Here is an 18,537-nt window from a genome sequence, read left to right on the forward strand (position 1 = left end):
ATTGTCCTTGATCAGCATCGTATTGTTCCATTCCACCTTGTCCATCGTGCCGGAAATGACGATCTTCTTAACATCCTGCAGCCATTTGGCATGCTCCATACCGTGCCTCGACGCATTCGGATTGTCCAGCACCGTGGGCCAGTAGCTCTCCATCATGCGATACGTCGTGCGTCCGTAAACGGGAGCTCCGACTTCGGCTACGATCTCCTCGGCGTATTTCTCTAATTCCTCGTTGTACGGAATCCAATCAAGTCCTCCGTTCGAATCCGACGCATACCCGTCCAGCGACACATGCATGAACAATACGAGTTTTCTCATGTCCGTTTCTCCCCCGATTTCGAATTTATTTTGTTGATTTTTTTGGCCGTTGGCCCGCGTTTCATCCTGCTGTTACGTTCATTATTAATCATTACGTTACGTAAGGTTCAAGTGGAAATCTGAATTTTTTGAAGACAACAATGTTGCGCAAAACTGCCAGTTACTTTAATAAACAAAAGAAGAGCTACCCAAAGCAAGCCCCTCAACTATCGTTCCCCATTTGCGGAATAACAGCAGTGAAATCCGTAGCTCGGCACCGAGCCCGCTTGACGTTCCAGTTATAATGTAAAAGTGATTTGTCATCTTAACATCTCCTAACCAAACTATTAGATATAAATTTTAGCTATTGTTTCCAATGGTTAAACAAAAATAGTTCGAATTTAAATCCTCGGGTTGTCCAATTGACTCTTTTTTGATAGGTATCGCATAATTTGTTCTTTATGATGCAAGTCATGGGAAATAAACATTTCTTGAAGAAAGCTCTCTAACGTATACGAATCATTATTATGGAAGTACTTCGAAAAAGCTGATTCAGAAATCAAATTAAGTTGGGCTATCAATTGCCTACGGTGGTAAATTGCTTCGGCTAACAAATCATGAGGTTTCATTGCTTTACCGTATGAAACGGAGGCATCGTTAATCGCCTGCACATCAGGGTGTTCTTCGAGCATTACTCGTTCACTATTTAAGATTTGACTCACTGTTGTTATCGTGAAGTTTATGTTCCAACCCATTATGTGGCTGATAATGTCCTGAATTGACCAACTGACATTAATTTGTTCTGTCAAAACATCATCGGAGTATTGAGATAATGAAGTAACAAAAACAATAAATTTTTCTAAGTCCTTTGAAATCTCACCTATGGTAGCCACTAAAACCCTTCCGTTTTCGAACAAATGTTCCTCTATTAGATTATATCTATATCATGTAATTAAGGCAATATAAAAGCTCAAACGTCAATAAAAATATGGTATCTCTGCTTTTTACCGAAAACTCAGCCAGTTTTGACGTGAATCAATTATTGTGCTCCTTAGGTGAGCGAAAGGCGGCCTTTTATGCCGGCAGCCTCCCATTGGTGTTTATTTAACAAACGTTATCCGTTAGTTGAAGTTATCAAAGATAACATTCTCCATTCCTTCTCTCCTTTTTAACGGGGGTGATGCTCGTTAAATAAAAAAAACATATAGTGTCGTCGTGAGCTTCTATATTCTTCATGTCTTCCATCATTTGATTATAAAGTTTAGCTTAATCTCCAGGAGGACAATAATATTGAATATTAGGGGCCTGTCGGGAATGATATAAAGTTCTTGTCATTTGCTTTTGACAAGAACCTTATCTCATTAAACAAAAAAGCCGCGATTTACGTGGCAATTAAAGAGATAAAGTTCTTGTCACCCGACACGAACATACGAGTTATATTCGGATCAAGCAGATAGGAAAGCAACAATTTATTCCGGTATCGGATGATGTTTCCCGAGTGACCTACGAATGTATATACAAGTTCCTTAAAGTTTTCATTTTGCCTGCTTATTGAATATAGGTCAGACAAAATCTCACACGGATGATTATCGGAAGTCATTGCATTTATAATGGGAATCGATGATTGGCTAGATAATTCCCGAATGTCTAACAATTACTCCGTCAGCACAATTCCCCCGTTAACCTAATGGAGGCTGCGATCGTGCTGGCAGCCTCGTCCTGTTGTTATTGTGTTAACGTTCCCCGTTAGTTGCGGAATTCTTGTATCCTCTTTCCCTGTTCTATTCGATCAGAGAAAATTCCCTCAGTAGCGCAACCTGCAGTCCGGCAATGTCTACATTATTTTCTGGTAATGTCCGTTGTCCATTGATTTTTTGGCCCAAATACTCTAATTTGCTGTATTGGTCAACAACGGCCTTAGCTTTGGCTTCGGATTTCTTATAGTCTTCTTTCGTCCACCAGTTGAATCGATTTCCAATCCCATCAAATTTGGCGCCATTTGAATCAAGAGTGCACCTAGTCAGGATTGCTGGTCGGCGTGTTGGCTGCGAGACGAGGAGTGCGCTCGTCGACGCACGGATGAATCAGCCGACTGATCGTGACACGCTTTGGGCGCTATCGCGTCGCTTTTCACGGCGGAGGATGATCGGGACCATGATGACTGCAGCGATCACCAACAACGGAGCTAGTAAACCAGCGATGGGTAACGCCGACGCGCCATTCGCTGAGAAAACGCTAAAGTCCCAGAGTCCGTGCAGGAGCATGGAGGCCACGAGCGATCCGGTAGACCGCCGGGCGAGGTAGAAGATCGAACCGAGGCCAAATGCCATCACTACTTGGAACAGCGCACCCGCCCCGAGGCCCAGGAACATGCCCGGCAGGTGGAAGACTGCGAACATCGCTGTTGAGAGCAGCCAGACTCCGGTTTCACCGAATCGGCTGCGCAGAGCGACTATCAATTGACCTCGGTGGATCATCTCCTCATTGAAGCCGACCATGATGCTGCCGACGATGAGATACAGCCACATGAGGGGCGTGACACGGGTGAAATCGCCTGCCAGCATGTTCACGATCGCGATGACCGTCATGATGATCGGGAGAGTCATCGTCCATCGAGAAAGACTCCGCCTTTCAACCAGGGCGGGGCGCCACCATCCGTAAATCGTGACTATTGTGAAGGTCAGCACAGCACCGCCGGACAGCGGTGCTACGTACCAGAGAAGAAGGGTCTGCTCACTCTCTCCTACTCGCGGGTAGTCGACGCCGTTGATCACGAAGATAGCGTAGAAGACTGCGATGTAGAGGAAATATCCGAGAACACCCCATCGTACGCGGGGACGATCTCGAAGGGCGGGATCCAAAGATTCTTGTAGCATGCCCCTTTTGTTTGACATCATAAACACTCCCATTATAAATTATTTTTTCTTTCAATTGCTCTTGTAAATCTGCGTACACACCCGTTGGTAAATGTGGCTCGGAGTAATTTCCATTACGGACTACTTCGTAATTAACATCAACACCGATAATAGCATTGGCTCCTATTTGCAAAGCATCCTGTTTCATTTCTTTAAAGACTTCGTCTCCTGCCTCTCTTAGCTTGGTTTCATTTCGAACGCCTACCGACAAGATCAGTAAATGAAGCAAGAATATCTCTTACGACATTAGCAGCCATAATAACTTCACCAGTTGCAATGCTGACATACTGCATAACCGGTGAACCTTCAACGAGCGCTGTTGTTGTTACGATCATGCCTTCTCTTCCGCAAATTTTATTTTCTCTGTGCTAATTTTATTCAACCACTAAGCGCAACTACAGTCTTATTGAACTGGCAAATGCGAAAAGAAAGTAACACTTCATTAGCTGAGAATGATACAGGAATCCAACGGAAGCTGCGGTGACGAGGAACATATTTGAATCGCTTCCTCATTTACAATTATAGTTGTCCAGTTTAAACAGAAGCTAAACAAATGGATGAAAACCAGCTAAATTTTTGCTGCTGCCGTTTAGGTTCTGTTTAAGGAACTATGCTACGAGGACCAGGGTGATAATGATCAAAAGTAAAACTCGTATTTCTTCATAATCGGAATGCTATCCATTAACGTAATAGAGGCTGCCATTTGTGATATGCTCCCCTTTAAGTAGTGGTTTATTTATTAAACCTGTCTACTTAAAGGGGAGCATATCGTTTTCGCAGCAGCCTCCGGATTCTTTACGAGCGAATATCAACGCTTACCCCGTCCGAATATCGAAAACGTCAGCGAGTGTAAGTTCTTCAGATGAGGCGCTTTAAAGTTTATCGAGGATCCGTTTCTTAACAAACTCTCTCGGCGAGCAGCCAAAATGCCTTTTGAATAATTGATAAAACTGGGCTGGACTGGTAAACCCTACTTTGCCGCTAATTTCAGTTACAGACCACGCCTCTGTTAGCAAGAGCTGCTCTGCTCGTTTCATTCGGCGCATCTGGACGTAGGACGTAAACGTCATACCCATTCCCTTTTTGAACAGCTTGGCAAAATAGCTGCTATTATAGTTCAGCTTATTGCTTATATCCGCAATTTGAAATGAAATTTCCAACTGTTGTTCGATATAGACAAGTGCAGGACGCAATTTCTCCGCTAGCCGTGGATCCATCGGTTTTATGATGTGGGTATCATCAATCTGAATAAACGTGTACATGAGCTTTTTCAAGCTAGCATTTATAGAGAGCTCGTAACCCCGCTGTTGTATCGTCATATCGAGCAGCATCTCATGGATAAGTTGGTGAATGACCTGTCTGCTTGCCGGATATTTGCGAAGCGTTTCATTTAACTGTGTTAAATTAGCTGAGCGGCCGGTAAATGCGGCGAGATACGGAAGCAAGGAAGGATTCATAAAAGCTACCATATCAACATGGCAGACGATATACAGCAGATCGTCATGCCCATGTTTATGGGATCTGTGCAGTTCATTGGAGCCCAACATCATCACATTACCAGCTTTCAAATTATAGCTGAGATGTGTTGTTTCCATCGTCAGGGTACCTTGCAGCACAGCGATCAACTCCACCTCTTCATGATAGTGCCAAGGCCCAAATTGATCGGATGCTTGGCTAGGATGATCTATGGTCCATATTTTAATCCGGAAATTTGGATCTGCAAACTCCACATGTTCTTTATCATAGGCTTTCAGATTCACTGTACTGGTATCCTCCTGTGCTTAATTGTTATTGTCATCATATCATGAATGTCCGTTTTCAAGATAATTAAAGCTTATATCAAGAGGCATTTTGGTATGTACTCATTTAAAATAAAGACAATACTCTACATTTCGAAGGAGCGATAGACAATGCATGAGATTGAGACACTCCCCGATAACCATGATCTTAGACTGCCTGCTTGGGGACCTTTTACCAAACAATACATGGGTATCTCCCATATCAGCGATCAAGCGCGAGGCTTGCGTTTTGATCTTAGTGTAATGCCTGGCTTCTACAGGAGAAAAATGGATATTCCCAGTGTGTTGTGGGAATCTGGCTATCATCCATGGGAAGCAACAGCGGATTACAGCTTCTACTCCCATCGACATGAGCTGGAATGGAAAGATCGCGTCTATACTGACATTTCCTTCAGCCGTATCGCCGATCAGTGCCGACTGATTCGAGTATCCCTCGTGAACCAAACCGAGCATCCGCAAAACTTGGTACTGCACTGGATGGCTTCGCTTCAGCCGCCTCGCCTTCTCGGGCATGGCGACGTACAGGTATGTGCGGATGCGCAGCTGCCCGAGGGCGCAGTGTGGGTTGATGCGCTAGATTATAGCGAATTGAATTTCGCACGCCCACGACCGTCGGACGGCTTGGTCTATGACGGTTTTCTTAAGGGGGAAATTCGAGGTCAGCATTTTACGGGGGGGGCCGCAATCGGATGCAACTTCGGTGCCGACCAAGGGGACTTGCTGCGTTATGAGATAAATCTCGCAGAGCCTTTGGAAAACGGCGTGTTTTTGCTGCGCTACCAAACGGAGAAAAGCGGGGAGCTCGAGCTTCAAATTGGACATCAGACATACCGATTCGATGTAGAGACTTCCAACTCCCTGAGGGTTGCCCTTCTACCGATCGGGATGCTTGCAGCAGGAGACTTTACGCTCTCCTTATCTGCTTGCGGCTCCGGCCCCCTGGTGTTGGACGGCTTTACCCTACTCGAGCACAACGCTTGCGAAGATGTTATCTTTGTCGACCGACCCTGGCACATCGAGCCTGAATTACTGGAAGGACCAGTTCTTGGCAGCCTAATCCTCCGTTATAAAGATTGCCCATATCATTACGGCCTTTCGTGGAACTACCCCAATGTAGAGATACGACAATACAAGAACGACGAACTGGATCGGTATGCCCGTCATACGGTGCATAATCACGTTGATGCCGTCTTGCAGGGTAATGGAAAGGGGCATTTTACTGATGTGTTCATACGACCCATTCATGTCGTACCAGCTTCATCAAAGATTCTTCATGGCATGGTCTGTTCCGGGACGTACGAAGAAGTGCTTGCCTCCCTAACAGCTTTTTCGCTAGACTACGACAAATGCGAAGCCATTTATAAAGCTGAACGTGCGAAGTTAATTCAGCCTCCCTCCTATGCTACCGGTGGCACCTATACGTTTAGCCAGCAGCTTATGCGGGCTACGCTGTTAACCAATACAGTCTTCCCTGTCTACACCAAACGCAGGTATATTCGCCACAGTACGCCAGGGCGTTGGTGGGATTCCCTATATACATGGGATTCAGGGTTTATCGCACTCGGGTTCTCCGATTTGGATGCAGGGCGCGCAATAGATTGCTTGAACGCGTATATGACAGAACCTGGTGACCGCCAGGCTGCCTTCATTCATCATGGCAGCCCGGTGCCCGTGCAACATTATGTGTTTCTTGAGCTGTGGAACCAAGGGCAGTCTCTCACCTTCTTGAATCATTTTTATCCGCGATTACGTCAATATTATTTGTTCCTAGCCGGGAAAATTAGTGGGTCTACTACTTGCATACTGCGATCCGGACTACTTAAGACATGGGATTACTTCTATAATTCCGGGGGATGGGACGACTACCCGCCGCAAAAATATGTGCATGCGCAAAAGCTGGAGGCAACAGTTGCCCCTATTGTGACAACGAGCCAGGCCATTCGTATTGCTAAAATCCTGAAAATGGCTGCCGCAATGTCGAAGAATTGGCAGGAAGACATAAGGGAATACGAGCAGGATATAGAACGATGGAGTCATGCTTTAGAGAAGCATGCGTGGGATGAAGAAGCCGGTTATTACGGCTATGTCGTGCATAGCGAGCAGGGTGAGCCAGAAGGCCCTCTACGGCACAGCTCCGGGGCCAATTACAACATGGGAATGGATGGGCTTTATCCGCTAGTAGCCGGCATCTGTACCAAATCGCGTGCGGATCGCCTAGTTGCCGCGCTGTTTGATGATAAGCGTTTATGGACGCCAATCGGCCTGTCCACCGTTGATCAAAGCGCACCCTATTATCGGGCGGATGGCTATTGGAACGGTGCGGTTTGGATGCCGCATCAATGGTTTTTCTGGAAAACCATGCTCGATTTAGGTTACTCCGATCTTGCTTTCCGCATTGCGGAAACCGCTTTAGACCTATGGAAGCGTGAGACCGAGGCCACCTACAACTGTTATGAGCACTTTATCGTGCAAACAGGTCGAGGCGCAGGATGGCATCATTTCGGCGGTTTGTCGGCTCCGGTTATCAATTGGTTTGCTGCTTATTACCAACTTGGCAAAGTTTCCACTGGTTTTAATGTTTGGATGCTGCAGCAGTCCTTTAACGAAAGCTATACGGCATATCAGGCGGAATTTCGCTATGCAAGTAGAGCCGAGCAAACCTTCAACATCGTGGTCAACATGGCAGAAGGCGTGCACTATGAAGTTGAGGGAACAGGGTGTACCGTGCACTGGACGATTAATAGCTGTGGTGGCGTAGAAATGTGCATTTCCGATTGCATGCCGCAGGCCGCTGTGCGGATCCGGGCGTGTTAAATAATTTTCACCCAACAGAACCCTCTTTCTTGGCGGGTTCTGTTTGTACCCCCCCTTGGGCAAATAGTTCAATTCATATACATGGAATCTTAACAATCACTGATGTACCTTTACCAAGTTGACTCTCTATCTCGACCCCGTAATCCTCTCCAAACAGCAACTTTATCCGATTATTAATATTGGAAAGCCCTATATTTTTCCCTTCTAAACTGTTTTTCACTCTCTCCGAATAGGCCATATGCAGTTTCGCTTTCATGCGTTCCAGTTCATCTTGACCTATCCCATTCCCCGTATCCGCTACTTGAAAACATATATCTCCATTCTCGTCAATATGGCCGCTTACACAAAGTTGCCCTCCTGCGTCCATACTTTCGAGTCCATGATAGACGGAATTTTCCACAATGGGCTGCAAGATCATTTTAGGTGTTTTCATACCTAATAGCTTGTCATCAACCTTAACTTCCAAAGAGAACTTGTTTTCATATCGAATAGAAATAATATTAAGATAGGCCTTAATACATTCAATTTCTTCGCTTATGAGGACGAGATCGCTTTTTTCAATACTATATCGAAAAATTTTTGACATACTTGAAGTTATCTGCGCTATTTCCTTACTACCGTATTCTAGACCGATACTACTAATGCAATTTAACGTATTATAAAGGAAATGTGGGTTGATTTGACTTTGTAAGGCAGAAAACTCCGCTTGTTTTTTGCTCAATTCCGCCTCATATAATCTGGCCTGTGTATTAATAACATTACTTGTCATCTCTTCCATTTTGTCAATCATGCTATTAATATCATAGGCCAGAACACCAACTTCATTGGTTGAACGTACCTTCACCCGAAAGCCCCTGTCGCGATTACCAATTTTTTTCATATCGGAGACAAGCCCCATCACGGGTCGAGTTAGATTATTTAAGAAAAAGTACCCCAAGATCATCATACTTATAATGATACCAATTCCTGCGATAATGCTAATATTCTTAATAGCATTCATGTCTGTTGTCAGTTCATGTACTGGAATCATACTTACAATCTGCCAATCGTCCGCCTGTCTCAAGCCTTTTGCTTGTACGATGACATCTTCCCCATTGATTTGGGTTTTTACCCCTTTAGTTAAACTTTGGCTATCTATCTCAAGAATTTCCTTAAATAAATTGCCATGTAATTTTGCATTATTTGACGCAATGACCTCATTTCGGCTGTTAAGGATATACAAAGCTGAATGAGGCGTCAACTCTGTGTTTTCAACAAGCTCTTGTATCTTTTCCATATTCACGATTACTGAACAATAGCCTGTCTTTTTAGAAAATTGAACCCCGCCAATCGCTTCAATAATGGGTGCTATATAAAAGAAATATTCATTTCCTGTTTTTTCGTCCTTTAATAGGTTTGTAAATTTCCCTTTAACAAAGGTCTCACTCTCATTTTTTGATGAATTAATAAAATCAATATACTGATTTGAAAACATAATATCACCGTTGGCAGTCGCAATACTGGAAATTTTTCTTCCTTGATTGTCAGTAATTACAATGCCATTCACATAGGAATTAAAGAACCTCATATTTTCGATGAGGTCAATGACATAAGTACCAATATCAAAACTCCTCTTATAATCATCATCGGCAATGGTGAATTCTTGTACCCATTTATTATCAACAGCTATATTGGTACTGACTTTGATATCGTTAAAAACGGAATCGATCTTTTGGCGGGTTTGTTCTATGATCGTATTCCCATAATTCACAGCTCTCTTTTGAGTTAAATTATAAAAGCTATGGTAAGAATAGAATTCCATGATGGTAAATATGAAAACCGAAAATAAAAATATCAGTAGAATCTGATGTTTAAGTTTTAGTCTACTAATCTGCAACTTTCCCCACTCCAGTCAACTTTTTCTGAATTTCGTAGGCGTTATTCCACATTGCTTCTTAAACACTTTATTGAAATAATAGTAATCAAAATATCCTACTTTTGTTGCAACTTCTTCAATAGTCAACGCTGTATTTTTCAATAGCTCACAAGCTTTTTTGATTCTCAAATCGGTTACATATCCCGAAAAGGTTTTGCCCAAAACTTTTTTGAACAGTTGGCAGCAGTACACTTGGTTTATCAGAAATTTGACAGATAGATCTTTCAGATATAACTCGTCCTGATAATGATTGTCGATGTATTTCACCATCTGGGTAAAATAAGCGTTCTTATCACTTTCATACATGGACTGGCCGTTTAGTTGCTTTAAGTATATGAAAATGTCATTTAAATAGCTGCATAAGGACTCAAAGTTTTCAAATCGTTCTTTCAGTTCAGAGTAATTGAGGAAATCAAGCTCCATGTCCTTCAACTCTTCGTAATAGGTGCCCGCCAAGTTGCTGACCACTTGATTCCATAAATAAACGACTTCTCCCATACCTAAATGATGAAATGAGAAGAAATACATCAATTTCTGAATGATGTCATCCATGTCTTCAAACTTTTTCTCCTTCAAACTAGACGCAATGCCATCTATAAAAGGATTAACCAAACTAAGTTTTGGCTCATATTCAAATATCCCTTTTTCTTCTTTCAAAAATGTTTGTGAAGCTGCAAGCTCGGATTCCTTGATTAGCTTGGCCATTTGATCATAATTCGTAGAAATGGAGCTAATTCCTATTGATTTTATATTCGAATCTGTGAATATAGCAGCATCCAATTGAACATCCAACTCTGAACGCTTATCACTTTTAAGAATGTACAGTGTCTTTCTTGAGCCAAATTCAACTTCTAAGATATGCCCCCTATCCCCAAACTTAATGGCTTGCCCCTCCTTTTTCTCACTATCGGTATAGACGATAACGACACGTAAATAATCGTCTGATGTAAGATTAAAAAATGGCGTCAAACGTTTTAATTCACTTTTATCAGATGCGGTAAGCGCCTCTAAAATAAGGTTATTTCGAATGCTTTGCTTCTTGGAGAAATGCAAGGCCAGTTTTTCAATTAAGGGATCTGCTAGCTCGATATCGAAGGGCTTGAGACAATAATCTAGCGCGCCATATCTGATGGCTTCCTGCGCATAAGCAAACTCGGCGAAACCGCTTACAACGACGAAGTCAACATCCAGTCCCATGTCTTTCGTCATCCTCATAAGGTCAAGTCCGGAAATATCAGGCATTCTAATATCTGTAAAGACGAGATCAGGAGTTTCCTCGGATATGAACTCAATGGCCTTATGGGCACTTGTAAATTGACCAATGATTTCAAACCCGTATTGATGCCATTTAAAGGCATTCCGTATTCCTTTTATCGCCCAAGGTTCATCATCTACAATAATTACACTATTCATAAGTACCTCCATGATCGTTGAACTATCTTTCAGCGAAAGCGCAATCAATATAATAATAATAATAATAATAATAAACAGTTTTTATTCAGATTTTTCATGTAAATAATAATACGCTAAATTATGATTAATAAAATGTATTTTTATAAATTAATTTTGTAATTATTTATATTTCTATTGGCACTTAGGGTTCTTACTAGGTTCCAACGCATATAAACAATTTCATTAAAGAAAAAAACCTAGGCTCAGGCCTAGGTGTAAAGCTTAACTGCTGATTGTGTAAACAACGCTCGAGAAGGTTAATATTAACCGTACTCTTTACATACTTGCATCAGTTTGGTACTAGTTTAATATAATCAAGTGACAGATGGTAGGCTGAGCTTGAACGTTGTATGTCACATAGTCATTGACGGCATTGGCTTCCAGCGCAGTTCCAAAGCCACGCTTAGATTGAGGTCCCGACCGGAACCATTTCCGAACATGGTGTGTTTGACGCCGGAGGTTGCGCTTACAATCAATTTTTTTAATTTTTCCCATAAAAAAGCCTACTTTTTGGCTGACAATTTACTTTCCTTGTTACACACTTTAACAATCATGCCTCACGCCATTGCTAGTTGAAACATATAAGCCGATGATTGGACAACGGCTTATATGAATTGTAAATTTTCTTCTAATTACTTCTTATTTGCTTGCATTGCCTTGTAGATTTTCACATTTTCATCTACCACAGCCTGCCCGCCTGCTGCCTGAAATTCTGCAACCAACTTATCATACAAAGCATCAAATTCTGTAGGCTTACAGACAATCAGTTTATCCGTCATTAGTTTGTTCATATCTCCAAGTGTTTTGCCAAACTTAATATTGGACTCATTTGGCGTATCAAAGAAGAAATTGGTATACGTATCCGTCGTATTGATTTTGTACGATTCTTCTGCAGCATTCTCAAGCCCCGGAGCCGATGCAGCTAAAGCCTTTACATTTTTCTGAGGGTCACCCAGCTCCACACCATTCACAACCAATGTGTAATCAAGGTTTAGATAGCTGATTTGCATGTTGTCCCCGGTTTGATTGATCACCTGCGGAATACCATTCACTATCTTGTGATTGACCCCTTCCTGACCATACTGCAGGAAGAATAAATTTTTTGGATCGGACATCCAGTTTAAGTATTTAATCGCCAACTCTGCATTTTTACTGCTTTTAGGGATAAAGACATTTACGCCATTTTCGTTATAAGCGATTTTCTTGTATTTACCTTCTGAATTCTTAAAAGTGTCAATGGGCACATAGTTTGCAGTAGGCACATTTGCTTTTAATGGCTGGCTAATATTTTGTCTTAATGGGTAATCCCAGTTTGCACTGAAAAATCCGATTTTTCCGTTTGTTAGATCAGCATCCGCTTGCTTGGCTGTTTTGTCTAAAGCGAAATCAGGGCTAATTAATTTTTCATTGTAGAGCTTGTTCAGAAACTTCAGCGCATCCTTGTTTCCAGGTCTTAACCAGCTGAACGGAACTGGAGTTGTAACAAATTCTTCCTCCGACTGTTTCCCCCAGAAAGATTCGCCTAAATTTCCATAGTTATAATTCAAACCAGTTGCAGCTAATCCCCAAGGGATAACGCCATTGACGCCTCCCGGATTTTTATCTCGGAATGCAACTAACGTATTATATAATTCATCCCTCGTCGTAGGAACAGGCATCCCTAATTTATCGAGCCAATCCTTTCTAATAAACATACCATTCCATGCTAATGAAGTTCTTTTCGCAGGTATCGCCATCTGTTTTCCATCAAACAGTCCATAAGAAAGAACGGTCTTACCCAAATAATTCGTTAATTCCTTACCACTCTTAGCTAATAGATCATTCAATTGTGTAATGCCATTCACTTTCGCGTATCTGGATACGGTTGGGCTGTCATACGTAAATGAGACATCGGGTGCCTCACCTGCTGCCATCAATACATTGAGCTTGTCAATTTCTTGAGATCTAGGTACCGCAACAAATTTCACAATCGCATTGTTCTGTTTACCAAAATTATCATTGATATACCTAGTCCACGTATTATTGTTCAGATCTGGCTGTCCCTGTATGCCTCTATCAAATACTTCAACTGTTAGTGTAACCGGAGGACCTGAAGGTGTTGCAGCTGCTGGTGAAGCGGATTGGCTTACTTTATTCGTATCGTTGCCGCATCCTGCTAATGCGGTTATTAATAGTGTCGAAATCGGTAGTAATGTTACTATTTTTATAATTTTCATTTTTTGACCTCTCCTTTATCAATTTCCACAAAAACCGTGAGTTTTTCGTTGCGCCCCTAAAATCGAAATCATTAGTATTCATCCTACCTGATTGGTCCCATAACCACCACCCTTCAATCGAATCTCTTATCCCTTAATTGCCCCCGTCATGACGCCATCCACAAAATATTTTTGTAATTTCGGGTAAACAACTAAGATAGGAACTGTTGCAAACATCACACTTGCGGCTTTCAATGACTCAGGAACAATAAAAGCACCAACACTGCCTTCACCTTGCTGGGCATCTAACTGTTGATTCGCAGTGATGATTTGGTACAATTTTAACTGCATTGGATAAAGGTTCTTATCGGTAATATAAAATAGTGCATCCTGAAAACCGTTCCATCTGTCAACCGCGTAAAAGAGACTTAGCGTTGCAATCGATGGCAAAGATAACGGAAGCACAATCCGTACGAGAATCCCCAGTTCATTACAACCGTCAATCGATGCCGATTCTTCCAAGCTTTCTGGAAGTGATGCAAAAAAGGTTTTTAGGATGATTAAATTGAAAACACTCATAGCGCCAGGCAAAATTAAGCTCCACATCGTATTCATCATATCCAGATTTTTCACCAGCATATAACTAGGTATTAATCCTCCACTGAAATACATGGTGAATACCAAAAGCGTTACTAAAAAGCTTCTTCCCCTCAATCTTTTCTTTGTAAGCGGATATGCTGCACAAATAGTTAAAAACATACAAAATAATGTGTAGCCGATGGTCAGCACAATCGTGTATCCCAGTGTATAAATCATTTCAACATCGCTTAAAATCGTTTTATAGGTCTCAAGTGTGAAATCTACCGGCCAAAGAGCAACCTTCTGAGAAATAATTGCCTGATTTGAACTAAAAGAAAGTGCTATCATATACAAAAATGGAACTAAACACGTAATTGATACAACAGTTATGAATAAAATAATACTTATATCCGTGAAACTGATTCTATGTTTTCTGCTCAAAAAACTCACACTCCTTACCAAATTCCCTGCTCTCCAATTCTTTTGGCAATGTAATTGGCTGCCACTAAAAAGATTAACCCTACAACCGATTGAAACAGTCCAACGGCTGTTGCCTGTGAAAAATCACCAGATCCAATTCCAATCCGATATACATAGGTACTGATGACATCCGAATATTCACTTACCAGTGAATTCCCCATCACAAATGGCCGATCAAACCCGATCGAGAGCATCCTACCTATTTGTAAAATGAGCAAAATAATAATCGTAGGCTTAATCCCAGGCAAAGTAATGTGCCATATTTTACGAAGCCTGCTGCATCCATCGATATCTGCCGCCTCATATAACTCCTTATTAATACCAATAATGGAAGCCAAATAGATAATGGTACCCCATCCAACGCTTTGCCATATCCCAATAGCGACATACATGATCAACCAATTTGTTTTTTGAGAAAGAAACTCAATTTTACCAATCCCGATGCTAGATAAGACCGTATTCGCCATTCCACCTGATGAAAACAGCAGATATACCATGCCGCCAATAATGACCCAGGATAAGAAGTGCGGTAAATATAGAATGGTTTGGGTCACTTTTTTAAATGGGACATACCGGATTTCATTCAACAATATGGCCAGGATGATGGGTGCCGGGAACCCCGCTACCAAATCCAGAAGATTCAACACAAGCGTATTGGTAAGCGCACGGTAAAAACTATTTTGTTCAAAAATGAATTTGAATACATCAAGCCCAACCCACTCACTCCCGCTAATTCCCTCAAAAATGTTATAATCCTGAAAAGCCATCAACACGCCATAGATGGGTGCATATCGAAAAATGAGGATATAGGCCATTGGCAACAGTAAGAGTAAATATAAGAGTGAATCTCTTTTTAAGCTATGTAGAATACTGTTCTTTTTCTTTATTTTAATATTCTCTCTATAGTTTTCTAAAACCGCTTTCATTTGTATCGTCCCTCTCCTACTATTTTTAACAAAGTAACCTCCTACGAATAATTTGAGCAAAAATCTTATAAAAGAGATCTCATGTAAAGAATTATACCCTCCTGAATTTTTATTAAAATGTAATTTTATAAATTATTTTTGTAATAATTTTATATTTAAAACTTGGGAAATCATTATCAAAGTAATAACTTAATTGACATTCGCCCCTTTACTCGCTTGGCTTAATTGAAAGCTTTCCAAGCTATTTATTAAGGCTTGCGGAATTAATAGCATTGGTGTGACGAAATTGATGAGTTTTAAAGTAGAATACATTTCCACATTCATCAGTGATGTTCACATTTCTTGCCAGACAATTCAACTTCTCTCCAACCCATAATTGGGAATACGGTCTACCTTTTCTTGAACCACGAAGTCGAAAGATTGTTGTCCTCATTGCTATTCTCAATTGATTTTTTTATTAAAGCCGCTACCATATTAGCTAATTCGTCATCGATTGGAATGCGGTGACCCTTCACAAAGGTCTTTTCAATATCAGTTTCTATATAGTATTTTCCATTGATTCTTAACAAGCAATCTTGTGTTAATCCCAATACATCTGAAATACGTAAACCAATCTTGAATGCTATCCATACCAAAGGTTGAACCTCTGGATACAAATGATTTAAATTGGAAAAAGTTGTTCTAATACATATTCCTGTATGTAATCAATTTGCTCGTAAGGTTTCTTTTTACGTTTTGGTCTGTCTTCGGGAAAAAGTAGTTGTCTTGTATTTTCAACTTCAATCCATCATACGTATACTCGCTCATATTCCCATTACGTAATTTGGCTGTGCTCAGTAGGTTGTTTCCTTTGTACGTATACTCGGCATCGTAATTGTTAATAGCAGTTGTTGGTCCCACACCGTCCAGTCGGTTGCAGTTTGTTGAAACTTTAGGCAAACTCCAACTAGACTTATCTTTCACCAGCAAAACCTTTCCTCCTTTAAAACTACTATCCCCGCTGCGAGTTTACGTCCGATGAATTACACCTCTTCATAATTGTGATTGCTAACATGCTATATTATCCCATTTTTTAAATGCTATTGGGTGATTATTCCACTATCCTGCCCTGTTTACTGAGCGAGTACCGACAACATAAGTTTGCATAATAGTTATTACATAACTAAAAAAAGCCGCAATTTAAGCGGCTTTCAATGTAACAATGATGTTGACTTCCGACAGTCGGATATGATGACAAGAACTTTATCTCATTCCCACTGGGGACACTTAAAAACAAAAAACATCGCCTTTTTTATTGGCGATATTTATATAGTCAACTTTTTTACATATTGATCAATGTATTTACTAATTTGGTTCCTATGTTAGAAGGGCGAAGTTCGATCGGTCGCCTTGGTCTATTCGTACTCGTTACAGCGGGGTTCGGCGATATCTGGTTCGGTTGTGGACAAGAAGATCATCTTTTAATGGATGAATCCAACACACAGGGAGCAACATGGACACTTGAAATTATGACAATTCATCCACTACGGATTTATAAGTTTGTTGAGGTCTGGACTACTGTCAATAGATTGGACACTTAGAATCGAGAGAATTACACCGCTAAATGGTACATGCGTTCATATTGGTTGGGTGTGAAATACCCAATTGAAGAGTGAATTCGTTTGCCATTGTAAAAGCACGCCAGATACTCAAAAATTTGTTTTTTAGCTTCAGCACGGGTTTTAAAATGCTCCAGATAAATGAGCTCTTTTTTCAGTACACTGTGGAACGATTCCATACATGCATTGTCATAGCAGTTGCCTTTACGACTCATGCTGCCTTTCATCTTGTACGTTTTAAGGCGGTTCTGGTAATCCAGCGAAGCATACTGGCTGCCGCGATCGGAATGATGCAGCACTTCACCTGCCGGTCTTTGGCGACAATACGCTTGATCGAGCGCATCTACTACCAGTGACTTGGTCATACGGTCACTCATTTGCCAACCGACAATTTTACGACTATATAAATCCATGATGCTTGCCAAATAGAGCCAGCCTTCATCCGTATGAATGTAGGTAATGTCCGCCATCCAGACCTGATTAGGGTCTTGCGCCGTAAATTTCTGATTGAGCACGTTGTCATACACAGGAAGGTTATGCTTGGAATTCGTTGTCGCTTTGTATTTCTTTACGGTCCGGGATTTCAATCCCAGCTCTTTCATGACACGGACAACCGTTTTCTCGGATAAGTGTAAGCCTTGCTTCTTCAACTCTTCCCAGACTTTTTTACTGCCATAAAGACGACGGGAATCCAGAAAGATGCGACGATTTACAAGGGCATCTTGTTTAAATTCGGATAACCAACGGTACAACGTGTTCTCATGAAGCTCAAGTTCCCGAGCTACCTGCGCTACCGTTTTCCCCTCTCCTTGGATCAGTCTTATGGTTTCTTTCTTAAATTCCTTGTCATATCTTTTTGTCATGTCGGACACCTCGTCTTTGAATGCTTTTATTGTCGCACTCTCGATTCTCTGTGTCCATGATTTAGTCCAGCATCATTTCCTAACTTCTCTAACATTCATTCACTATTCGGTTGTTTAATCATTATCGGCCACCGATACACATTCTTTATCTATTAATTACTGAAAACGTGTGGGATATTGTAGTAAAGCCAAGGACGAAACTACCTTATCATTAACCTATTTTTCAAAAAATAGTTTTTAGTCTAGCTAAAGCATGTTATCAGTCCAAACCTAAAATAAACTACTCACGTACACTGAACCAGATCTATAGGGAGGTGTCATTAATTGAGTTGTCTAGATGATAAGAAACGGTGTAAAAAGAAAACCATAATTGTTTGCCCTCCGAAGAGAAAAAAAAAGAAACGTTGTCTTCGAGTAATAAAAAAAATAACTCGGGTAACTTGTCCCCCGCCTGAAGTAAATATTACGACTCCAACGGTTGTTGGCCCACCGGGACCACAAGGACCTCAAGGCCCTGCAGGAGGGCCTCCGGGACCACAAGGAACACAAGGACCGCAAGGGGCTCAGGGAGCTCAAGGACCGCAAGGAACTCAAGGAACTCAAGGGGCTCAAGGGGCTCAAGGGGCTCAAGGCGCTCAAGGCGCTCAGGGAGCACAAGGACCACAAGGTACTCAAGGACCGCAAGGCGCTACAGGGGCACAAGG

At 41.5% G+C, this 18,537-nt stretch carries 15 protein-coding genes and 3 pseudogenes; 3 read left to right on the forward strand and 15 right to left on the reverse strand.

Annotated features, from left to right (window positions below; genetic code table 11):
* From BM210_RS32910 to BM210_RS32935, 7 genes and pseudogenes are all read right to left on the reverse strand, one after another.
* The coding region (locus tag BM210_RS32910) for a dihydrofolate reductase family protein (protein ID WP_177238147.1) at positions 1–318 on the reverse strand (318 nt) is incomplete at its 3' end.
* Between the two features lie 165 nt (positions 319–483).
* A complete protein-coding gene (locus tag BM210_RS35225) occupies positions 484–621 on the reverse strand; it encodes a hypothetical protein (RefSeq protein WP_177238148.1) in 138 nt (45 codons plus the stop codon).
* A gap of 77 nt (positions 622–698) precedes the next feature.
* Positions 699–1,190 carry a DinB family protein gene (locus BM210_RS32915; protein WP_091176932.1) on the reverse strand — a complete coding sequence of 164 codons (492 nt, stop codon included), beginning with the start codon at positions 1,188–1,190 and terminating at the stop codon, positions 699–701.
* Between the two features lie 888 nt (positions 1,191–2,078).
* Complete coding sequence (locus tag BM210_RS36455; protein WP_091176915.1) at positions 2,079–2,378, reverse strand: M13-type metalloendopeptidase; 300 nt, start codon at positions 2,376–2,378, stop codon at positions 2,079–2,081.
* A 3-nt stretch (positions 2,379–2,381) separates the two neighbouring features.
* Positions 2,382–3,194 carry a CPBP family intramembrane glutamic endopeptidase gene (locus tag BM210_RS35230; protein WP_256224201.1) on the reverse strand — a complete coding sequence of 271 codons (813 nt, stop codon included), beginning with the start codon at positions 3,192–3,194 and terminating at the stop codon, positions 2,382–2,384.
* An 88-nt stretch (positions 3,195–3,282) separates the two neighbouring features.
* Positions 3,283–3,547, reverse strand: a pseudogene (locus BM210_RS36010) (heavy metal-binding domain-containing protein); the annotation flags it as partial.
* 537 nt (positions 3,548–4,084) lie between these two features.
* Positions 4,085–4,972, reverse strand: a complete 888-nt coding sequence (locus BM210_RS32935) for an AraC family transcriptional regulator (protein ID WP_091176917.1) — start codon at positions 4,970–4,972, stop codon at positions 4,085–4,087.
* 150 nt (positions 4,973–5,122) lie between these two features.
* On the opposite strand from BM210_RS32935, the gene BM210_RS32940 reads away from it, so the two are divergent.
* On the forward strand, positions 5,123–7,825 hold the full coding sequence (locus BM210_RS32940; RefSeq protein ID WP_091176918.1) for an MGH1-like glycoside hydrolase domain-containing protein: 2,703 nt from the start codon (positions 5,123–5,125) through the stop codon (positions 7,823–7,825).
* 73 nt (positions 7,826–7,898) lie between these two features.
* Here BM210_RS32940 and BM210_RS32945 read toward each other — a convergent pair whose 3' ends face one another.
* The 7 genes and pseudogenes from BM210_RS32945 to BM210_RS36015 all read right to left on the reverse strand — a co-directional run bounded on the left by BM210_RS32945 (position 7,899) and on the right by BM210_RS36015 (position 16,341).
* Positions 7,899–9,701, reverse strand: coding sequence for a sensor histidine kinase (locus BM210_RS32945; RefSeq protein ID WP_091176919.1), 1,803 nt, complete (start codon positions 9,699–9,701; stop codon positions 7,899–7,901).
* Between the two features lie 15 nt (positions 9,702–9,716).
* The gene (locus tag BM210_RS32950; protein ID WP_091176920.1) at positions 9,717–11,153 is read right to left on the reverse strand and encodes a response regulator transcription factor; all 1,437 of its coding nucleotides are present in this window, start codon (positions 11,151–11,153) and stop codon (positions 9,717–9,719) included.
* Positions 11,154–11,824: 671 nt separating this feature from the next.
* On the reverse strand, positions 11,825–13,408 hold the full coding sequence (locus BM210_RS32955; protein ID WP_091176921.1) for an extracellular solute-binding protein: 1,584 nt from the start codon (positions 13,406–13,408) through the stop codon (positions 11,825–11,827).
* Between the two features lie 126 nt (positions 13,409–13,534).
* The gene (locus BM210_RS32960) at positions 13,535–14,407 is read right to left on the reverse strand and encodes a carbohydrate ABC transporter permease (RefSeq protein ID WP_256224203.1); all 873 of its coding nucleotides are present in this window, start codon (positions 14,405–14,407) and stop codon (positions 13,535–13,537) included.
* A gap of 14 nt (positions 14,408–14,421) precedes the next feature.
* Positions 14,422–15,372, reverse strand: coding sequence for an ABC transporter permease (locus BM210_RS32965; RefSeq protein WP_091176923.1), 951 nt, complete (start codon positions 15,370–15,372; stop codon positions 14,422–14,424).
* Positions 15,373–15,637: 265 nt separating this feature from the next.
* Positions 15,638–16,138, reverse strand: a pseudogene (locus BM210_RS32970) (tyrosine-type recombinase/integrase); the annotation flags it as partial.
* Positions 16,054–16,341 (reverse strand): hypothetical protein, encoded by a 288-nt coding sequence (locus BM210_RS36015; protein ID WP_256224204.1) that lies wholly within the window; start codon positions 16,339–16,341, stop codon positions 16,054–16,056. The gene BM210_RS36015 and the pseudogene BM210_RS32970, both read right to left, overlap by 85 nt.
* 359 nt (positions 16,342–16,700) lie before the next feature.
* Here BM210_RS36015 and BM210_RS36460 point away from each other — a divergent pair, with 359 nt between their 5' ends.
* Positions 16,701–16,952: a dCTP deaminase domain-containing protein gene (locus BM210_RS36460; protein WP_371263580.1), complete on the forward strand. Its 252-nt coding sequence runs from the start codon at positions 16,701–16,703 to the stop codon at positions 16,950–16,952.
* An 11-nt stretch (positions 16,953–16,963) separates the two neighbouring features.
* Here BM210_RS36460 and BM210_RS32980 read toward each other — a convergent pair whose 3' ends face one another.
* Positions 16,964–17,833 (reverse strand): IS3 family transposase, encoded by an 870-nt coding sequence (locus BM210_RS32980; protein WP_091176924.1) that lies wholly within the window; start codon positions 17,831–17,833, stop codon positions 16,964–16,966.
* 478 nt (positions 17,834–18,311) lie between these two features.
* On the opposite strand from BM210_RS32980, the pseudogene BM210_RS34520 reads away from it, so the two are divergent.
* Positions 18,312–18,537, forward strand: a pseudogene (locus BM210_RS34520) (hypothetical protein); the annotation flags it as partial.

It is taken from the genome of Paenibacillus sp. 1_12 (genome assembly GCF_900114475.1).
Taxonomy (GTDB): domain Bacteria; phylum Bacillota; class Bacilli; order Paenibacillales; family NBRC-103111; genus Paenibacillus_S.